At 70.9% G+C, this 12429-nt stretch carries 15 protein-coding genes; 7 read left to right on the top strand and 8 right to left on the bottom strand.

All coding sequences use genetic code 11. From position 1 onward, the window contains the following. Position 1 precedes the first annotated feature (1 nt). Genes rsmG through VGT80_RS14950 form a run of 4 tightly spaced genes read left to right on the top strand, consistent with a single transcriptional unit; the run spans position 2 to position 2810 of the window. Complete coding sequence (gene rsmG, locus VGT80_RS14935; RefSeq protein ID WP_414693915.1) at positions 2–625, top strand: 16S rRNA (guanine(527)-N(7))-methyltransferase RsmG; 624 nt, start codon at positions 2–4, stop codon at positions 623–625. Further along, on the top strand, positions 615–1418 hold the full coding sequence (locus VGT80_RS14940) for a ParA family protein (RefSeq protein WP_327457150.1): 804 nt from the start codon (positions 615–617) through the stop codon (positions 1416–1418). The genes rsmG and VGT80_RS14940 overlap by 11 nt, the downstream gene beginning before the upstream one ends. A gap of 10 nt (positions 1419–1428) precedes the next feature. After that, entirely contained in the window at positions 1429–2310 is an 882-nt protein-coding gene (locus tag VGT80_RS14945; protein WP_327457152.1) for a ParB/RepB/Spo0J family partition protein, read from the top strand. Next, a complete protein-coding gene (locus VGT80_RS14950) occupies positions 2307–2810 on the top strand; it encodes a GNAT family protein (RefSeq protein WP_327457154.1) in 504 nt (167 codons plus the stop codon). The genes VGT80_RS14945 and VGT80_RS14950 overlap by 4 nt, the downstream gene beginning before the upstream one ends. Here VGT80_RS14950 and VGT80_RS14955 read toward each other — a convergent pair. The 5 genes from VGT80_RS14955 to VGT80_RS14975 form a co-directional block, all read right to left on the bottom strand. Next, positions 2807–3886, bottom strand: a complete 1080-nt coding sequence (locus tag VGT80_RS14955) for a hypothetical protein (protein ID WP_327457156.1) — start codon at positions 3884–3886, stop codon at positions 2807–2809. The two genes, VGT80_RS14950 and VGT80_RS14955, sit on opposite strands and share 4 nt — an antisense overlap. Before the next feature lie 71 nt (positions 3887–3957). Beyond that, positions 3958–5010: a DNA polymerase III subunit delta gene (gene holA, locus VGT80_RS14960; protein ID WP_327457157.1), complete on the bottom strand. Its 1053-nt coding sequence runs from the start codon at positions 5008–5010 to the stop codon at positions 3958–3960. A gap of 17 nt (positions 5011–5027) precedes the next feature. Continuing rightward, positions 5028–5555: an LPS assembly lipoprotein LptE gene (gene lptE, locus VGT80_RS14965; protein ID WP_327457159.1), complete on the bottom strand. Its 528-nt coding sequence runs from the start codon at positions 5553–5555 to the stop codon at positions 5028–5030. Beyond that, positions 5555–8149: a leucine--tRNA ligase gene (leuS, locus tag VGT80_RS14970; protein ID WP_327457161.1), complete on the bottom strand. Its 2595-nt coding sequence runs from the start codon at positions 8147–8149 to the stop codon at positions 5555–5557. The genes lptE and leuS overlap by 1 nt, the downstream gene beginning before the upstream one ends. Positions 8150–8237: 88 nt before the next feature. Then, positions 8238–8681: a DUF3576 domain-containing protein gene (locus VGT80_RS14975; RefSeq protein ID WP_414693916.1), complete on the bottom strand. Its 444-nt coding sequence runs from the start codon at positions 8679–8681 to the stop codon at positions 8238–8240. A 304-nt stretch (positions 8682–8985) separates the two neighbouring features. On the opposite strand from VGT80_RS14975, the gene VGT80_RS14980 reads away from it, so the two are divergent. After that, on the top strand, positions 8986–9369 hold the full coding sequence (locus VGT80_RS14980; RefSeq protein WP_327457177.1) for an NtrZ family periplasmic regulatory protein: 384 nt from the start codon (positions 8986–8988) through the stop codon (positions 9367–9369). Here the strand turns inward: VGT80_RS14980 and VGT80_RS14985 are convergent. Further along, entirely contained in the window at positions 9359–9961 is a 603-nt protein-coding gene (locus tag VGT80_RS14985) for a thiamine phosphate synthase (RefSeq protein WP_327457179.1), read from the bottom strand. The two genes, VGT80_RS14980 and VGT80_RS14985, sit on opposite strands and share 11 nt — an antisense overlap. Between VGT80_RS14985 and VGT80_RS14990 the strand changes: the two genes are divergently transcribed. Beyond that, positions 9960–10628 (top strand): YggS family pyridoxal phosphate-dependent enzyme, encoded by a 669-nt coding sequence (locus VGT80_RS14990; RefSeq protein WP_327457163.1) that lies wholly within the window; start codon positions 9960–9962, stop codon positions 10626–10628. The genes VGT80_RS14985 and VGT80_RS14990 overlap by 2 nt on opposite strands. On the opposite strand, the gene VGT80_RS14995 is transcribed toward VGT80_RS14990, so the two are convergent. Beyond that, positions 10625–11251 carry a LysE family translocator gene (locus tag VGT80_RS14995; RefSeq protein ID WP_327457165.1) on the bottom strand — a complete coding sequence of 209 codons (627 nt, stop codon included), beginning with the start codon at positions 11249–11251 and terminating at the stop codon, positions 10625–10627. The two genes, VGT80_RS14990 and VGT80_RS14995, sit on opposite strands and share 4 nt — an antisense overlap. Further along, a complete protein-coding gene (locus VGT80_RS15000) occupies positions 11248–11805 on the bottom strand; it encodes a L,D-transpeptidase family protein (protein WP_327457167.1) in 558 nt (185 codons plus the stop codon). The genes VGT80_RS14995 and VGT80_RS15000 overlap by 4 nt, the downstream gene beginning before the upstream one ends. Here VGT80_RS15000 and VGT80_RS15005 point away from each other — a divergent pair. Further along, the coding region (locus tag VGT80_RS15005; RefSeq protein ID WP_327457169.1) for a response regulator transcription factor at positions 11804–12429 on the top strand (626 nt) is incomplete at its 3' end. The genes VGT80_RS15000 and VGT80_RS15005 overlap by 2 nt on opposite strands.

Below are 12429 nucleotides of genomic sequence, written 5' to 3' on the forward strand. Positions count from 1 at the left end.
CGTGACCGTCGCCGATGCGCCGAGCTTCGCCGCGGCCAGCGGCGCGTCGCCGGAGCAGATGGCCGACCTGGAGCGCTTCCGCACCCTGCTCGGCGAGTGGAACGCGGTGATGAACCTCGTCGGGCCCTCGACCCTCCCAGACTTCTGGAACCGCCATGCCTGGGATAGCGCCCAGCTCCTGAAGCTCGACGGGGCTGCGCGCACCTGGGCCGACCTCGGGGCCGGGGCGGGCCTGCCGGGCGTCGTCCTGGCGATCCTCGGCAAGGGGCGCGAGGGCTTCCACGCCCATCTGGTGGAGAGCATGGCCAAGCGCTGCCGATTCCTCTCCGAAGTGGTCGCCGAGCTCGACCTTCCGGCCACGATCCACAACGCCAGGGCGGAAAACCTCGATCTGGCTGTGGACAGCGTCACTGCGCGCGCTTGCGCCCCGCTCTCGCGCCTGCTCGGCTATGCCCGGCCCTACCTGGCGAAGGGCGCGACCGGCTGGTTCCTCAAGGGACAAGATGTTGCGTCTGAATTGGAAGAGGCTACTAAGTCTTGGGAGTTTGAGGCCGAGATCGTGCCATCGCTGAGCGACCCCAGAGGCCGGATCGTCCGCGTGCGGAGGCTGCGCCGTGTCCGGTAGGTCCCTGCGCGTGCTGGTGGTCGCCAACCAGAAGGGCGGGGTGGGCAAGACCACCACCGCCATCAACCTCGGCACCGCCCTGGCGGCGGTGGGCGAAAAGGTGCTGCTGATCGATTCCGATCCGCAGGGCAACGCCTCCACCGGCCTCGGCATCGGCCGGGCGCAGCGCAAGACCACCCTCTACGACGTGCTGATGGGCGAGAAGCCGCTTTCCGAGGCGATCGTGCACACGGCCGTGCCGGGACTGCACCTGACGCCGTCGGATCCGGACCTCGCCGGCATCGAGCTGGAGCTCGGCCATGCGCCGCGGCGCTCCTACAAGCTGCGCGACGCCCTGGATGCGATCCGCGAGGCGGGGGACTACACCTATGCGCTGATCGACTGCCCGCCGTCGCTGGGCCTGCTGACCGTCAACGCCATGGCCGCGGCCGACGCGGTGCTGGCGCCCCTGCAGTGCGAGTTCTTCGCGCTGGAAGGCCTGACCCAGCTGATGCGCACCATCGATCTGGTGCGCGGCTCGTTGAACCCGAAGCTGGAGATCCAGGGGATCGTGCTGACCATGTACGATCGGCGCAACAGCCTCTCGGAACAGGTGGCGAGCGATGTCCGCAGCCACTTCGGCGAGACGGTCTACCAGACGGTGATCCCCCGCAACGTGCGGGTCTCCGAGGCGCCGTCGTTCGGCAAGCCGGCGCTGGTCTATGATCTGAAGTGCGCGGGGAGCCAAGCCTATCTGAAGCTGGCCCGCGAAGTGGTGCTGCGTGAGCGTGACCGCAGAGCGGCTGCGGCCTGAGGGGAATGTGATGGCGGAGAGCCGCAGGGGATTGGGCCGGGGGCTTTCGGCCCTGCTGGGCGAGGCCGAGGAAGGCGCGGAGGGCGCCGCCGCCTCGGTCGCCGCGGGCGAGGGCGCGCGCGAACTGCCGATCGAGCTGATCCACCGCAATCCCGACCAGCCGCGCACCCAGTTCGCCGAGGCCGAGCTGGAGGAGCTGGCCGGCTCGATCCGCGAGAAGGGCGTGCTGCAGCCGATCCTGGTGCGGCCCTGGGCGGCCAAGCCCGGCGAGTACCAGATCGTGGCCGGCGAGCGCCGCTGGCGCGCGGCCCAGCGGGCGGGGTTGACCGCGGTGCCGGCCCTGGTGCGCGAGCTGGGCGACAACCAGGCCTTCGAGATCGCCATCGTCGAGAACGTCCAGCGCACCGACCTCAACCCGCTGGAAGAGGCCAAGGCCTACGCCGCCCTGATGGGGCGGATGCAATATACCCAGGACGAGACCGCCCGCGTGGTCGGCAAGAGCCGCAGCCACGTGGCCAATACCCTGCGGCTCGCCACCCTGCCGCCCAGCGTCCAGGCGCACCTGATGGCCGGCCGCCTGACCGCCGGCCATGCGCGAGCCATCGCCACCGCGCCCGATCCCGAGGCCTTGGCCGAACTCATTGTATCCAAAGGACTTTCGGTCCGCGAAGCCGAGGCGCTGGCCAAGGGGGCCGCCGACCGACCGAAGAAGGCCTCCGGCCCGCGCCGCGCGCCCAAGGACGCCGACACCCACGCCCTGGAGGCCGACCTCGAGGACGCGCTCGGCATGGCCGTGGAGGTCACCGACCGGGGCGGGGCGGGGGAGCTGAAGATCAAATATGCGACCCTGGAGCAACTCGACGAGATCTGCCGGCGCCTGACGCGCACATGATCTTGGCTGAGGGCAGCCGCGTCCGCCTGCGCCAGATCGAGCGCGCCGACCTCGAGGGCGCGGCGGGCTTCCAGTACACGCTGTCGATCCTGGAGCCCCTGACCCACCTCGCCCGGCTGACCGACGTGTTCGACCAGACCGGGTTCTGGACCGACGACGCCGGCGCCGTGGCCATCGAGGCCGGCGGTCGCCTGGTGGGCACCATGCAGTTCTACCGCGCCGGCATGGGCCTCCACGGCTACGAGATCGGCTACATCATCCACGCCGAGGCCGACCGCGGGAAAGGCTATGCCTCGGAGGCGGTGCGGCTGTTCGGCGACCATCTGTTCGCCCAGCGCCCGGCCTGCCATCGCCTGCAACTGATCATCGAGACCTGGAACGAGGCCTCGGCGCGGCTGGCGGAGGCCTGCGGCTACCAACGCGAGGGGACCTTACGCAAGGGCGGCTACTCCGACGCCGCCGACCCGCCGGACGTGTGGGTGTATTCGCGGGTTCGCTAGTTGCTCGGCCCGCCTTCCTCGCCGTCCTCGGCCTTGGCGACCTGGTCGATGTTGGTGGGCGCGGTCTTGACCCCCGTGCGCTCCTCGGCGCGGGCTCCCGACAGGATGCCCACCAGGCCGTAGTTGCCCTCGTGGCAGGCGTATTCATAGACGGGCCCGCGGGCGCGGGCGAACTCGTATTCGCCGCCCCAGGGCTCGGTGAACACGCTCGGATCCTCGACCCAGAAGGCGTAGTGCAACCGGTCCTTGCCGACCCGGGTCAGGCGCTCGGTGACCTTCAGGTGATCCGAGGCGCCACGCAGGGTCTCCTCTGGGTGGAAGTTGGTGGTCTCGATGACCAGGCTGTCGCCCTCCCACCAGCCGATGGAATCGCCCATCCAGGGCCGGACGGCGGCGGGCAGGTGCTGGCGCGCGCCCATCCGCACGGTGCGCACGTCGTGGTCCATCTCCACCAGGATCGCCAGGTGACCCTCGCTCTGCACGATCTGGTAGGTGTTGTTGTAGAGCACCGGCAGCATGATCGGCCCCGAGGTGCCCCCGAAGCCCAGCAGGCAGCGCTCCCCGAGCGCGCGGGTTTCGGGGTTATCGCTGGGGCCCGAGCCGGCGCGCAGGCTGTTGGGCGCCGAGGGCCGCACGCCCGGACGCATGGGGATGCGGCCATTGGCCGGCGTGGTGATGAAGCCCGAGCGCGGCTGGCCGGCGACCCGCATGACGGTCGCGCCGGGGTCCGTCCAGGCGGCGTTGTAATTGCAGTTGGTCCCGCGATTGTCCGAGCAGTCGGCCGGCAGGTCGGTGACCTTGGCCTTCGGGTCGGTGGGCCTGTTGCCGAGCGAGATCAGCGCCTTGTTGCGCCCCTCGATCTGCGCCGCCTCCGCCTCGGTGAGCGCCAGGTGATCGTATTTCGGATTGCGCTCCAGCCGCGTCAGGCTGGCGTTGGTCCAGGTTCCCTCGAGGTCGGGATGACCGTCGGCGGCGCGCGGCGCGTGGTAGCTCGTGGCGGGCTTCGGCGCCTGGGCCTGGGCGGCGGGCGCCAGCATGAACGCGGCGAGCGACGCCGCCAGCGCGAGACGATGCATTCCAGCCTCCCCAAACATTCTTGTTGGAGAGAGGCTAAGCGCTGCGGGGGCGCACCGGCAAGCGCGGCTGACTACAGTCCCAACCTTCGCGCCCGGCCGGCGATGGTCAGCGCCAGGCGCTGGGCGATGAGCTGGTCGGGGGAGCCGGTGGTCTTGCAGGCTTTGTCGGCGGCGAGAACCTCCGGCTGCAGGCGGTCGAGGTCGTCGAGCGACCAGGCGCGCGCTTGGCGGAGGAACTCCCGCTCCTGTTTCCAGAACACGCCCGAGGCCTTGGCGGCTTCCTGCAGCCCGGCCCCGGCCTTGGCGAGGGTCAGCGTGCGGCGCAGGCGCCCGAGGTGAAAGCCCAGCGCCCGGACCGCGGCCGGGCCGGCCTCACCCTCCTGGGCGGCGCGGCGCAGGCCGGCCTGGGCGTCGGCGAGGCGACCGCCGAACGCATCCGCGGCGGCGTCGGCCAGGGAGGCTTCCGGCTCGACGCCGAAGAAGTCTTCCAGGTCGGCGGGAGTGGCGGTGGTCCCCGAGCCCGGGCCCAGGTAGAGCGCCAGCCGCTCCAGCTCCTGGCGGGCGACGCCGCGTTCCTTGGGCAGGCGCGCCACCAGCAGGGCGAGCGCATCGGTGTTCAGGCCGACATTGTCCTTGGCCAGCAGCTCGCGGGCCAGCCGCGCCACGTCGCCCGGCTCGTCCTCGTAGCAGGGGATGACCGCCGCGCCCTCGGCCTTCTCGGCGATCTTGCGCAGGGTGGAGTCGCGGCCGAGCGCGCCGGCCTCGACCACCAGGAAGGCGTCGGGGTTCAGCTCGCCGGCGGCATGACGCCCGAGCGCCTCGGCGGCGATCTTGTCGGGACCGACCTTGTCGGAGGTGAGCCGCAGCCGCACCAGCCGGCGACCGCCCATCAGCGACTGAGCGGACAGCTCGGCCTCCAGCCGCCCGGGGTCGGCGTCGAGGTCGCCATCGGTGAGCTGGGCTACGTCGAAGGGGTCGTCCGGATCCCGGGCGATCTTGCGCGCCAGTTCGTGGCCGCGGTCGCGCACCACGCCCATGTCGCGGCCATAGATCACCGCGGCGCGGATCCTCGAATCCGGACTTTTCAGGAAGCGCTCGATGTCCGGGCGTTTGCTGAGGATCATGCCCGCGCCGTCTGAGGCTAGCCGGGCTTGGCCGGCGCCTTGACCTCTGGGGGTCTGGCGCCCTGCGCCAGCCAGGTGGCCAGCTCCAGCTGGATGCGGCGGGCGGCCTCCTCGGCGGCGCGGTCCTGGGCGTCCTGCTGCGCGGCGACCGAGGCGTAGGGCTGGTCGGCGCTGTCGTAGGTCAGCTCGACCCGCACCGTGCCGCGCTTGGCGAGGGCGCCCGACGGGACGCTGGTCAGGGCGTAGGTGGCGATCAGCACGTACTCGTAGCGGGTGGCGACGTTGTCGACGCGGACGCCGCGCGGATAGCGCTGCTCGGCGAGCGCCAGCTGCATGTGATAGGCGGGTTGGCGCGACCGGTCCCTGGCGAAGGCGTCGTCCAGGTGCTCGCGGATCAGGAAGCCCGTGCGGCCCTGCGGCGCCTCCACCTGGATGGCGGCAAGGCTCGTCACCACCCCCGGCTGGGCATAGAGCGGCGCGAACCCGCAGCCCGAAAGGCCCGCGGCGGCGATGGTCAGGGCGGCCAGGACCGCGAGGGATTTCATCAGGCGGCCACGATGTTGACGATGCGATCCTTCACCACGATCACCTTGCGAATGGTCAGGCCCTCAAGGCGCCGTGCGATCTCGGGGTCGTCAAGCACGATCTTCTCCACCTCCGCCGCATCGGCGCCGGCCGGCGCCGTGATCTCGCCCCGCCGCTTGCCGTTGACCTGCACCGGCAGGATCCTTTCGGCGTCCGCCGTCAGGGCCGGATCGAAGGCCGGCCACGGAGCGTCGACCACCATGCCCTGACCGCCGACCCGCGCCCAGCATTCTTCCGCCAGGTGCGGCGTGAACGGGGCGATCAGGCGGGCGAAGGCCGACAGCGCCTCCTGACGGGCCACCAGGACGCCCTCGCTCGCGCCCTTGGCCGGATGGGCCTTCAGGAGGTTGAGGAACTCGTAGAGCCGGGCGATGCCGGAGTTGAAGCGGAAGGTCTCGATGGCCTCGGTCATGGCCTTGACCAGCTTGTGGCTCGCGACACGCAGGCCCTGCGCGGCCTCGTCGCCCGCCACCGGTCCCACCGCGGCCCCGACGTCACCCGGCGGCTGGCTGTCGAACTCGTCCCACACCCGGTTGACGAAGCGCCAGGCGCCCTGGACTCCGCCGGAGGTCCACTGCACGTCGCGCTCCGGCGGGCTGTCGGACAGCACGAACAGGCGCGCGGCGTCGACGCCATAGACGTCGAAGATCTCCTCCGGCGCGACGGTGTTCCGCTTGGACTTCGACATCTTCTCGACGTCGCCGATGACCACCGGCTCGCCGGTTTCCGCCAGCTTCGCGCGGCGGGTCTTGCCCTCGACGGTGAGCTCGATCTGCGCCGGCTCCAGCCAGTCGCCGTTCTGCCGGCGATAGGTCTCGTGGGTGACCATGCCCTGGGTGAACAGGCCCGCGAACGGCTCGCGCACCGAAAGCCGGCCGGCGTCGGCCAGGGCCTTGGTCATGAACCGGGCGTAGAGCAGGTGCAGCACCGCGTGCTCGATGCCGCCGATGTACTGGTCGACCGCCATCCAGTAGTCGGCGGCGGCCCTGTCGATGGGCTCGGCCGCGGTGGGATCGGTGAAGCGGGCGAAGTACCAGGACGAGTCCACGAAGGTGTCGAGCGTGTCGGTCTCGCGCGTCGCGGGTCCGCCGCAGGTCGGACAGGTGGTGTGTTTCCAGGTCGGGTGGCGGGCCAGCGCATTGCCCGGCTTGCCGAACTCCAGGTCCTTGGGCAGCTCGACGGGAAGCGCGCTCCTGGGCAGGGGGACGACGCCATCGGCCTCGCAATGGACCACCGGCACCGGGCAGCCCCAGCCGCGCTGGCGCGCCACGCCCCAGTCGCGCAGGCGGAACACGGTCGCGCCATGGCCCTGGCCCTGCGCCTCGACGCGTTCGATGGCCCGCTCCTTGGCGGTCTCGATGTCGAGGCCGTCCAGGAAGCCGGAGTTGTAGATCGCGCCCGGGCCGACATAGGCCTCGTCCTCGACGTCGAAGGTCGCGGGGTCCTCGCCCGGCGGCAGCACCACGGGCAGGACCGGCAGGGCGTACTTGCGGGCGAAGTCCAGGTCGCGCTGGTCGTGCGCCGGGCAGGCGAAGATCGCGCCGGCGCCGTAGTCCATCAGGATGAAGTTGGCGATCCAGACCTCGAGCTTCCAGTCCGGGTCGAACGGATGGGTGACGAACAGACCGGTGGCGTAGCCTTCCTTTTCCTGGGTCTCGATCTCGGCCTCGGAGACGGCGCCGTGGCGGCACTTCTCGATGAAGGCCGCGGCCTTGGGATCGGACTGGGCGACCAGGTCCGCCAGCGGGTGGTCGGGGGCGATGCCCACGAAGCTCGCCCCGTAGAGGGTGTCGGGGCGCGTGGTGTAGACCTCGATCCCGTGCGCGAATTCGGCGAAGGGCGGCTCGTCGAACGGGAAGGTGAACCGCAGCCCTTTGGAGCGGCCGATCCAGTTCTCCTGCATGAGGCGGACCTTGTCGGGCCAGCGGTCCAGGGTCGCCAGGTCGTCGACCAGCTGGTCGGCGTAGTCGGTGATGCGGAAGAACCACTGGTTCAGCTTGCGCTTCTCGACCACGGCGCCGGAGCGCCAGCCGCGCCCGTCGACCACCTGCTCGTTGGCCAGCACCGTCTGGTCGACGGGGTCCCAGTTCACCGTGGCTTCCCGGCGATAGACCAGGCCGCGGTCGAACAGCTCCAGGAACAGCGCCTGCTGCTGGCCGTAGTATTCCACGTCGCAGGTGGCGAACTCGCGCGACCAGTCGATGGCCAGACCCAGCTGCTTCAGCTCGGCGCGCATCCGGTCGATGTTGTCGTAGGTCCAGGCCCGGGGATCGACGCCGCGCTCCATGGCGGCGTTCTCGGCGGGCAGGCCGAAGGCGTCCCAGCCCATGGGGTGCAGCACAGAGAAGCCGCGGGCGCGTTTGAAGCGGGCGATCACGTCGCCCAGGGCGTAGTTGCGCACATGGCCCATGTGCAGACGCCCGGACGGATAGGGGAACATCTCCAGCACGTAGTATTTGGGCCGCGCGGGATCGATCTCGGCGCGGAAGGCGTCGGCGTCAGCCCAGGCCTGGCGCCACTTGGGCTCGGTTTCCTTCGGATTGTAGCGGGCCATCTTGGGGGAGGCTTTGGACTGGAGTGGGACTTCCGGTCAACGGCCTCTCACGCGCGGCGCGTCGACTCGCGAACGTTCGGGGCCTGGATCAGCCCTTGATGTTCGAAAGTCGCAGCTGCCTGGCGCGGGTCAGAATGGCGTTCTCGAGATCCGTTTCGGTCTGGGCGGCCGCGGGCGCGTCGACCCAGCCGCCGGCCGCGTCCTTGGCCTGCTTGAACACCGTGACGTTCAGGCCGTCGGCGCGCAGGCGGGCATCCAGGATGTAGACGGTGCACTTGAACCGCTCGTCCGGCTTTTCCGGGTTGACGTACCAGTCGGTGATGATCACGCCGCCATATGGGTCAGCGGAGGCCAGCGGCATGAACGACAGGGTGTCCAGGCTGGCGCGCCACAGATAGCCGTTCACCGAGACCGAGGCCGCCTGCGAGGGATTGGGCACGTTGCCCGACCGCGAGCCGAACAGGTGGGGGGTCGAACAGGCGCTCAGGCCAAAGGCGGCCGTCACCGCCGCGCCGGCGAAAACGCGCCGCATCCAAACTCCGCGCACAAACGGCATAGGCTTCCGTCTCCAAATGATTTCCGCGGCGGCTCGGTCGAAATTGAGCGCCACGGCGCCGCCCCGCGCCGCGCCCTCTATAACAACGCCTCCGCTGGCGCCAAACAGGAATCGCGTGACCGATCCGCCACAGCCGCCGCCCATCCGGGGTTAACGGGGACCTTGCGACGTCGCTATAGGTTGACCCGGCGGCTGAGCGGTCTGTAATCGACCTTGACCGTGCGGCCGAATGACACGCGCAGGGATGCAATTGCGGTCACGAGGGACTAAGTCTTTGAGCATGTTGGCTCGCCACACTGCTGCGGTTCTCGGCGCCGTCGCCCTTCTGGGCGTCGCGGCCGGCGCTGCGCAGGCCGCCGATGCGCCCGCCAAGCCGGTGGACTTCACCGTCCGGCCGGATGCGGCGACCGCCGTGGCGGCCAAGGGCGTCAACCTCGACGCGCGGCGCGGCCGCTGGGGCGTGACGCTCAACCTGCAACAGCCCGAGACCCGCCCCGGCACCTGGAACGACGTGCAGGCCGGCGCCTACTACCGCATCACCCCCAGCCTTCGGGTCGGCGGCGCGGTGGCCCTGGGCGACCAGCAGCTGCAGCCGGGCCCGCAGAAGCTGACGCCGGACTCCGGTCAGCCCCGCGTCCGCCTGGAAACCCAGTTCAAGTTCTAAATCCGTCTATCCCGGCCAGGCCGACCAGGCCCGCGTCCTTGAGGCGGCGGGCCGTCTTGTTGTTGATCCCCCCCAGGCCATAGACCGGCAGGCCCGCCTGCCGCACCAGCAGCGCCAGCCGGACCGGCCCGATCGGGGCGCCGGCCGAGGGGCTGTCGCTGGCGAAGATCGCCGAGACCACGACGGCGTCCGCTCCTGCCGCCTTGGCCCGCCGCGCGGCGGCCAGCGAGTGGGCCGCGCAGGTGACGATCCAGCCGCGGCGTCGGAGCCTGCGGGCCGTGGCCGCGAGCCGTTCGGGCAGGTGCACGCCGTCGGCGCCCAGGCGCCGGGCGAGATCGGCGTCGGCGCCGACCAGCAGCTTCAGCCCGCGGGCTCGGGCGATGGCCCGCAGACGGCGGCCCTGGGCCTCCGCATCGGCCGCGCCGAACGCCCGGAACACGATGGCCGCGCCGCGCGGCAGACCGGCCGCGATCGCCTCGGCGTCGGGCGTGCGGACCGGGTCGGTGAAGAACAGCAGGCACGGCAGCCCCTTCCGCCGGGCCGCGCCGCGGCCTAGGTGTGCGGCTGTCTGCTTGAGGGTCCAGAAACTGATGGCCGAGCCTCCCGCCGCCGCCGGCTACCTCGACGTGGTGGCCCGGATCGCCCGCGCCGCGCAAGCCGCGGGACGCGACCCTGCCGACGTGACCTTGGTCGCGGTCTCGAAGATGCAGCCCTGGGACGCGGTGGCCCCGGTGCTGGCGGCGGGCCAGACCGTGTTCGGCGAGAACCGGGTGCAGGAGGCCATGGGTCGCTGGGAGGGTAAGGCCGACGGGCTGGAACTCCGCCTGATCGGGCCCCTGCAGACCAACAAGGCCAAGGAGGCCGTCGCCTTCTTCGAGGTCATCGAGACCCTCGACCGCGAGAAGCTCGCCCGAGTGCTGGCCGAGGAGATGGCCCGCCAGGGCCGCGCCGTCCGGCTCTATGTGCAGGTCAACACCGGCGAGGAGCCACAGAAGGCGGGCGTCATCCCCGCCGAGGCCGACGGCTTCATCGCGCTCTGCCGCAAGACCTATGGTCTCGCGCCGGAGGGGCTGATGTGCATCCCGCCGGTCGCCGAGCCGCCGGGCCCGCACTTCGCCCTGCTGGCCAAGATCGCCGCGCGCAACGGCGTGGCGAAGCTCTCCATGGGCATGAGCGACGACTTCGAGACCGCGATCCGCTTCGGGGCGACCAGCGTGCGTGTCGGCTCGGCGATCTTCGGGGCGCGGCGGAGCGCCTAGGATCTGGCGGCCGCCGTGGCGACTCCGGCCGCGATCAGCGCGCCGCCGCCGGCCCGCTTCGACCACAGCGCCGCCTTGCGCGTCCGCAGGATGTGCGCCGCGCGCGAGGCGGCGAGCGCATAACAGCTGTCGGTGGTGAAGATGACGCCGACGAAGGTGGCGATCAGCAGGGCGGCCTGGGGCAGGTAATCGCCCCGGGCGCTGATGAACTGCGGCGCGAAGGCCACGAAGAAGACGATGGTCTTGGGGTTCAGCGAGCCCACGGCCACATTGCTCCAGAACGCCGTCGCGGGACGGATCGCCGCGACCTGCGGCGCCGCGGCCTCCAGCGCCCGGCCGCTGCGCCAGATGGCGGCCAGGCCCAGGCCGACCAGATAGCCCGCTCCGGCCCACTTCAGGACCGTGAAAGCCAGCGCCGAGGCCGCCAGGATCGCGCCGGCGCCGGCCAGCGACAGGCTCATGGAGATCGCGGCCCCGGTCGAGGCGCCGGCCACCGAGGCCATGGCGGTGCGCCGCCCGGAACTCAGGGCATAGCCGACGATGGCGGTGACGCCGGGTCCGGGGATGATCCCGATGACGGCCGAGGCGGCCACGAAGCCGAGCCAGAGCGGCCAGCCCATCATTCGACGATCTCCAGGATGTCGCCGGGCCTCGCCTCGGCCAGCACGGCCTCCAGATCGGGGCGTGACAGCGCCACGCAGCCCTGGGTCGGCGAATAGTCCTCGCGCGCCAGGTGCAGGAAGATGCACGAGCCCATGCGGGCCTTCGGCGGGTCGTCGTTGTGGCCCAGCACCACCACCAGGTCGTAGATGTGGTCGTCGCGCCAGAGCTTCTCGAAGGAGCCGCGGTAGGGCAGCGTCACGCGCGTGTTGTAGGCCGGATCGTCCGGATCGTCGGACCAGCCCTGGTCGCGGCCGATCGGCTCCAGGGGCAGGGCGGTCTTCGGCGCGCCGACGTCGGGCCGGTAAAGCACCTTGCGGATCGGCCAGGCGCCGGCCGGCGAGGCGCCGTCGCCTTCGCGCTTGTGCCGGGCGGCCTTGACCCCGGCGCGGCCGAGCGCGCAGCGCAGGCTCCGCGCGCCGAACTCGAAGCGTCCATCGGCATGGGCGACGAACTTCACCTTGCCCCTCAAATCCTTTTGCCGGGCGACCGTCATACGGTGCATGGTCTTACGCATGGCTCAACGCAAGACTCTCCTCATCGTCGATGACGACGCGGACCTTCGCGGTGCGGTGGCCGAACAGCTCCAGGCCGAAGATTTCGCCACGGTGGAGGCCGCCACCGGCGGAGATGGCGTGCGCGCGGCGGAAACCGAGCGCCCGGACCTGATCCTGCTCGACGTCGATCTGCCGGACATGGACGGCCGCGAGGCCTGCCGCCAGATGCGGGGCGCGGGCGTCGCGGCCCCGATCATCATGCTGACCGCCGCGGCCGCCGAGGAGGACACCGTCCAGGGCCTGGAGGCCGGGGCCAACGACTATGTGACCAAGCCCTACAAGTTCGCCGTGCTCCTGGCCCGCATCCGCGCCCAGCTGCGCAGCCACGAGCATTCGGAGGGCGCGGTGTTCCGCCTGGGCGCCTATGAGTTCCGCCCCGCCGCCAAGCTGCTGATCGACGAGGGCCAAAAGAAGATCCGGCTCACGGAGAAGGAAACCAACATCCTGAAATACCTCTACCGGGCCGGCGAAAAGCCGGTGTCGCGCGAGGAGCTGCTGGCCGAGGTCTGGGGCTACAACGCCGGGGTGACAACCCACACCCTGGAGACCCACGTCTATCGCCTGCGCCAGAAGATCGAGCCGGA

Source organism: Phenylobacterium sp. (genome assembly GCF_035944335.1).
Taxonomy (GTDB): domain Bacteria; phylum Pseudomonadota; class Alphaproteobacteria; order Caulobacterales; family Caulobacteraceae; genus Phenylobacterium.

What these genes read in the sequence shown, in the direction of transcription:
- VGT80_RS14945 (WP_327457152.1), top strand. Translation starts at nt 1,429, where the DNA reads ATGGCGGAGAGCCGCAGGGGATTGGGCCGGGGGCTTTCGGCCCTGCTG.
- VGT80_RS14950 (WP_327457154.1), top strand. Translation starts at nt 2,307, where the DNA reads ATGATCTTGGCTGAGGGCAGCCGCGTCCGCCTGCGCCAGATCGAGCGC.
- VGT80_RS14955 (WP_327457156.1), bottom strand. Translation starts at nt 3,886, where the DNA reads ATGCATCGTCTCGCGCTGGCGGCGTCGCTCGCCGCGTTCATGCTGGCG.
- holA (WP_327457157.1), bottom strand. Translation starts at nt 5,010, where the DNA reads ATGATCCTCAGCAAACGCCCGGACATCGAGCGCTTCCTGAAAAGTCCG.
- lptE (WP_327457159.1), bottom strand. Translation starts at nt 5,555, where the DNA reads ATGAAATCCCTCGCGGTCCTGGCCGCCCTGACCATCGCCGCCGCGGGC.
- leuS (WP_327457161.1), bottom strand. Translation starts at nt 8,149, where the DNA reads ATGGCCCGCTACAATCCGAAGGAAACCGAGCCCAAGTGGCGCCAGGCC.
- VGT80_RS14975 (WP_414693916.1), bottom strand. Translation starts at nt 8,681, where the DNA reads ATGCGGCGCGTTTTCGCCGGCGCGGCGGTGACGGCCGCCTTTGGCCTG.
- VGT80_RS14980 (WP_327457177.1), top strand. Translation starts at nt 8,986, where the DNA reads ATGTTGGCTCGCCACACTGCTGCGGTTCTCGGCGCCGTCGCCCTTCTG.
- VGT80_RS14990 (WP_327457163.1), top strand. Translation starts at nt 9,960, where the DNA reads ATGGCCGAGCCTCCCGCCGCCGCCGGCTACCTCGACGTGGTGGCCCGG.
- VGT80_RS14995 (WP_327457165.1), bottom strand. Translation starts at nt 11,251, where the DNA reads ATGATGGGCTGGCCGCTCTGGCTCGGCTTCGTGGCCGCCTCGGCCGTC.
- VGT80_RS15000 (WP_327457167.1), bottom strand. Translation starts at nt 11,805, where the DNA reads ATGCGTAAGACCATGCACCGTATGACGGTCGCCCGGCAAAAGGATTTG.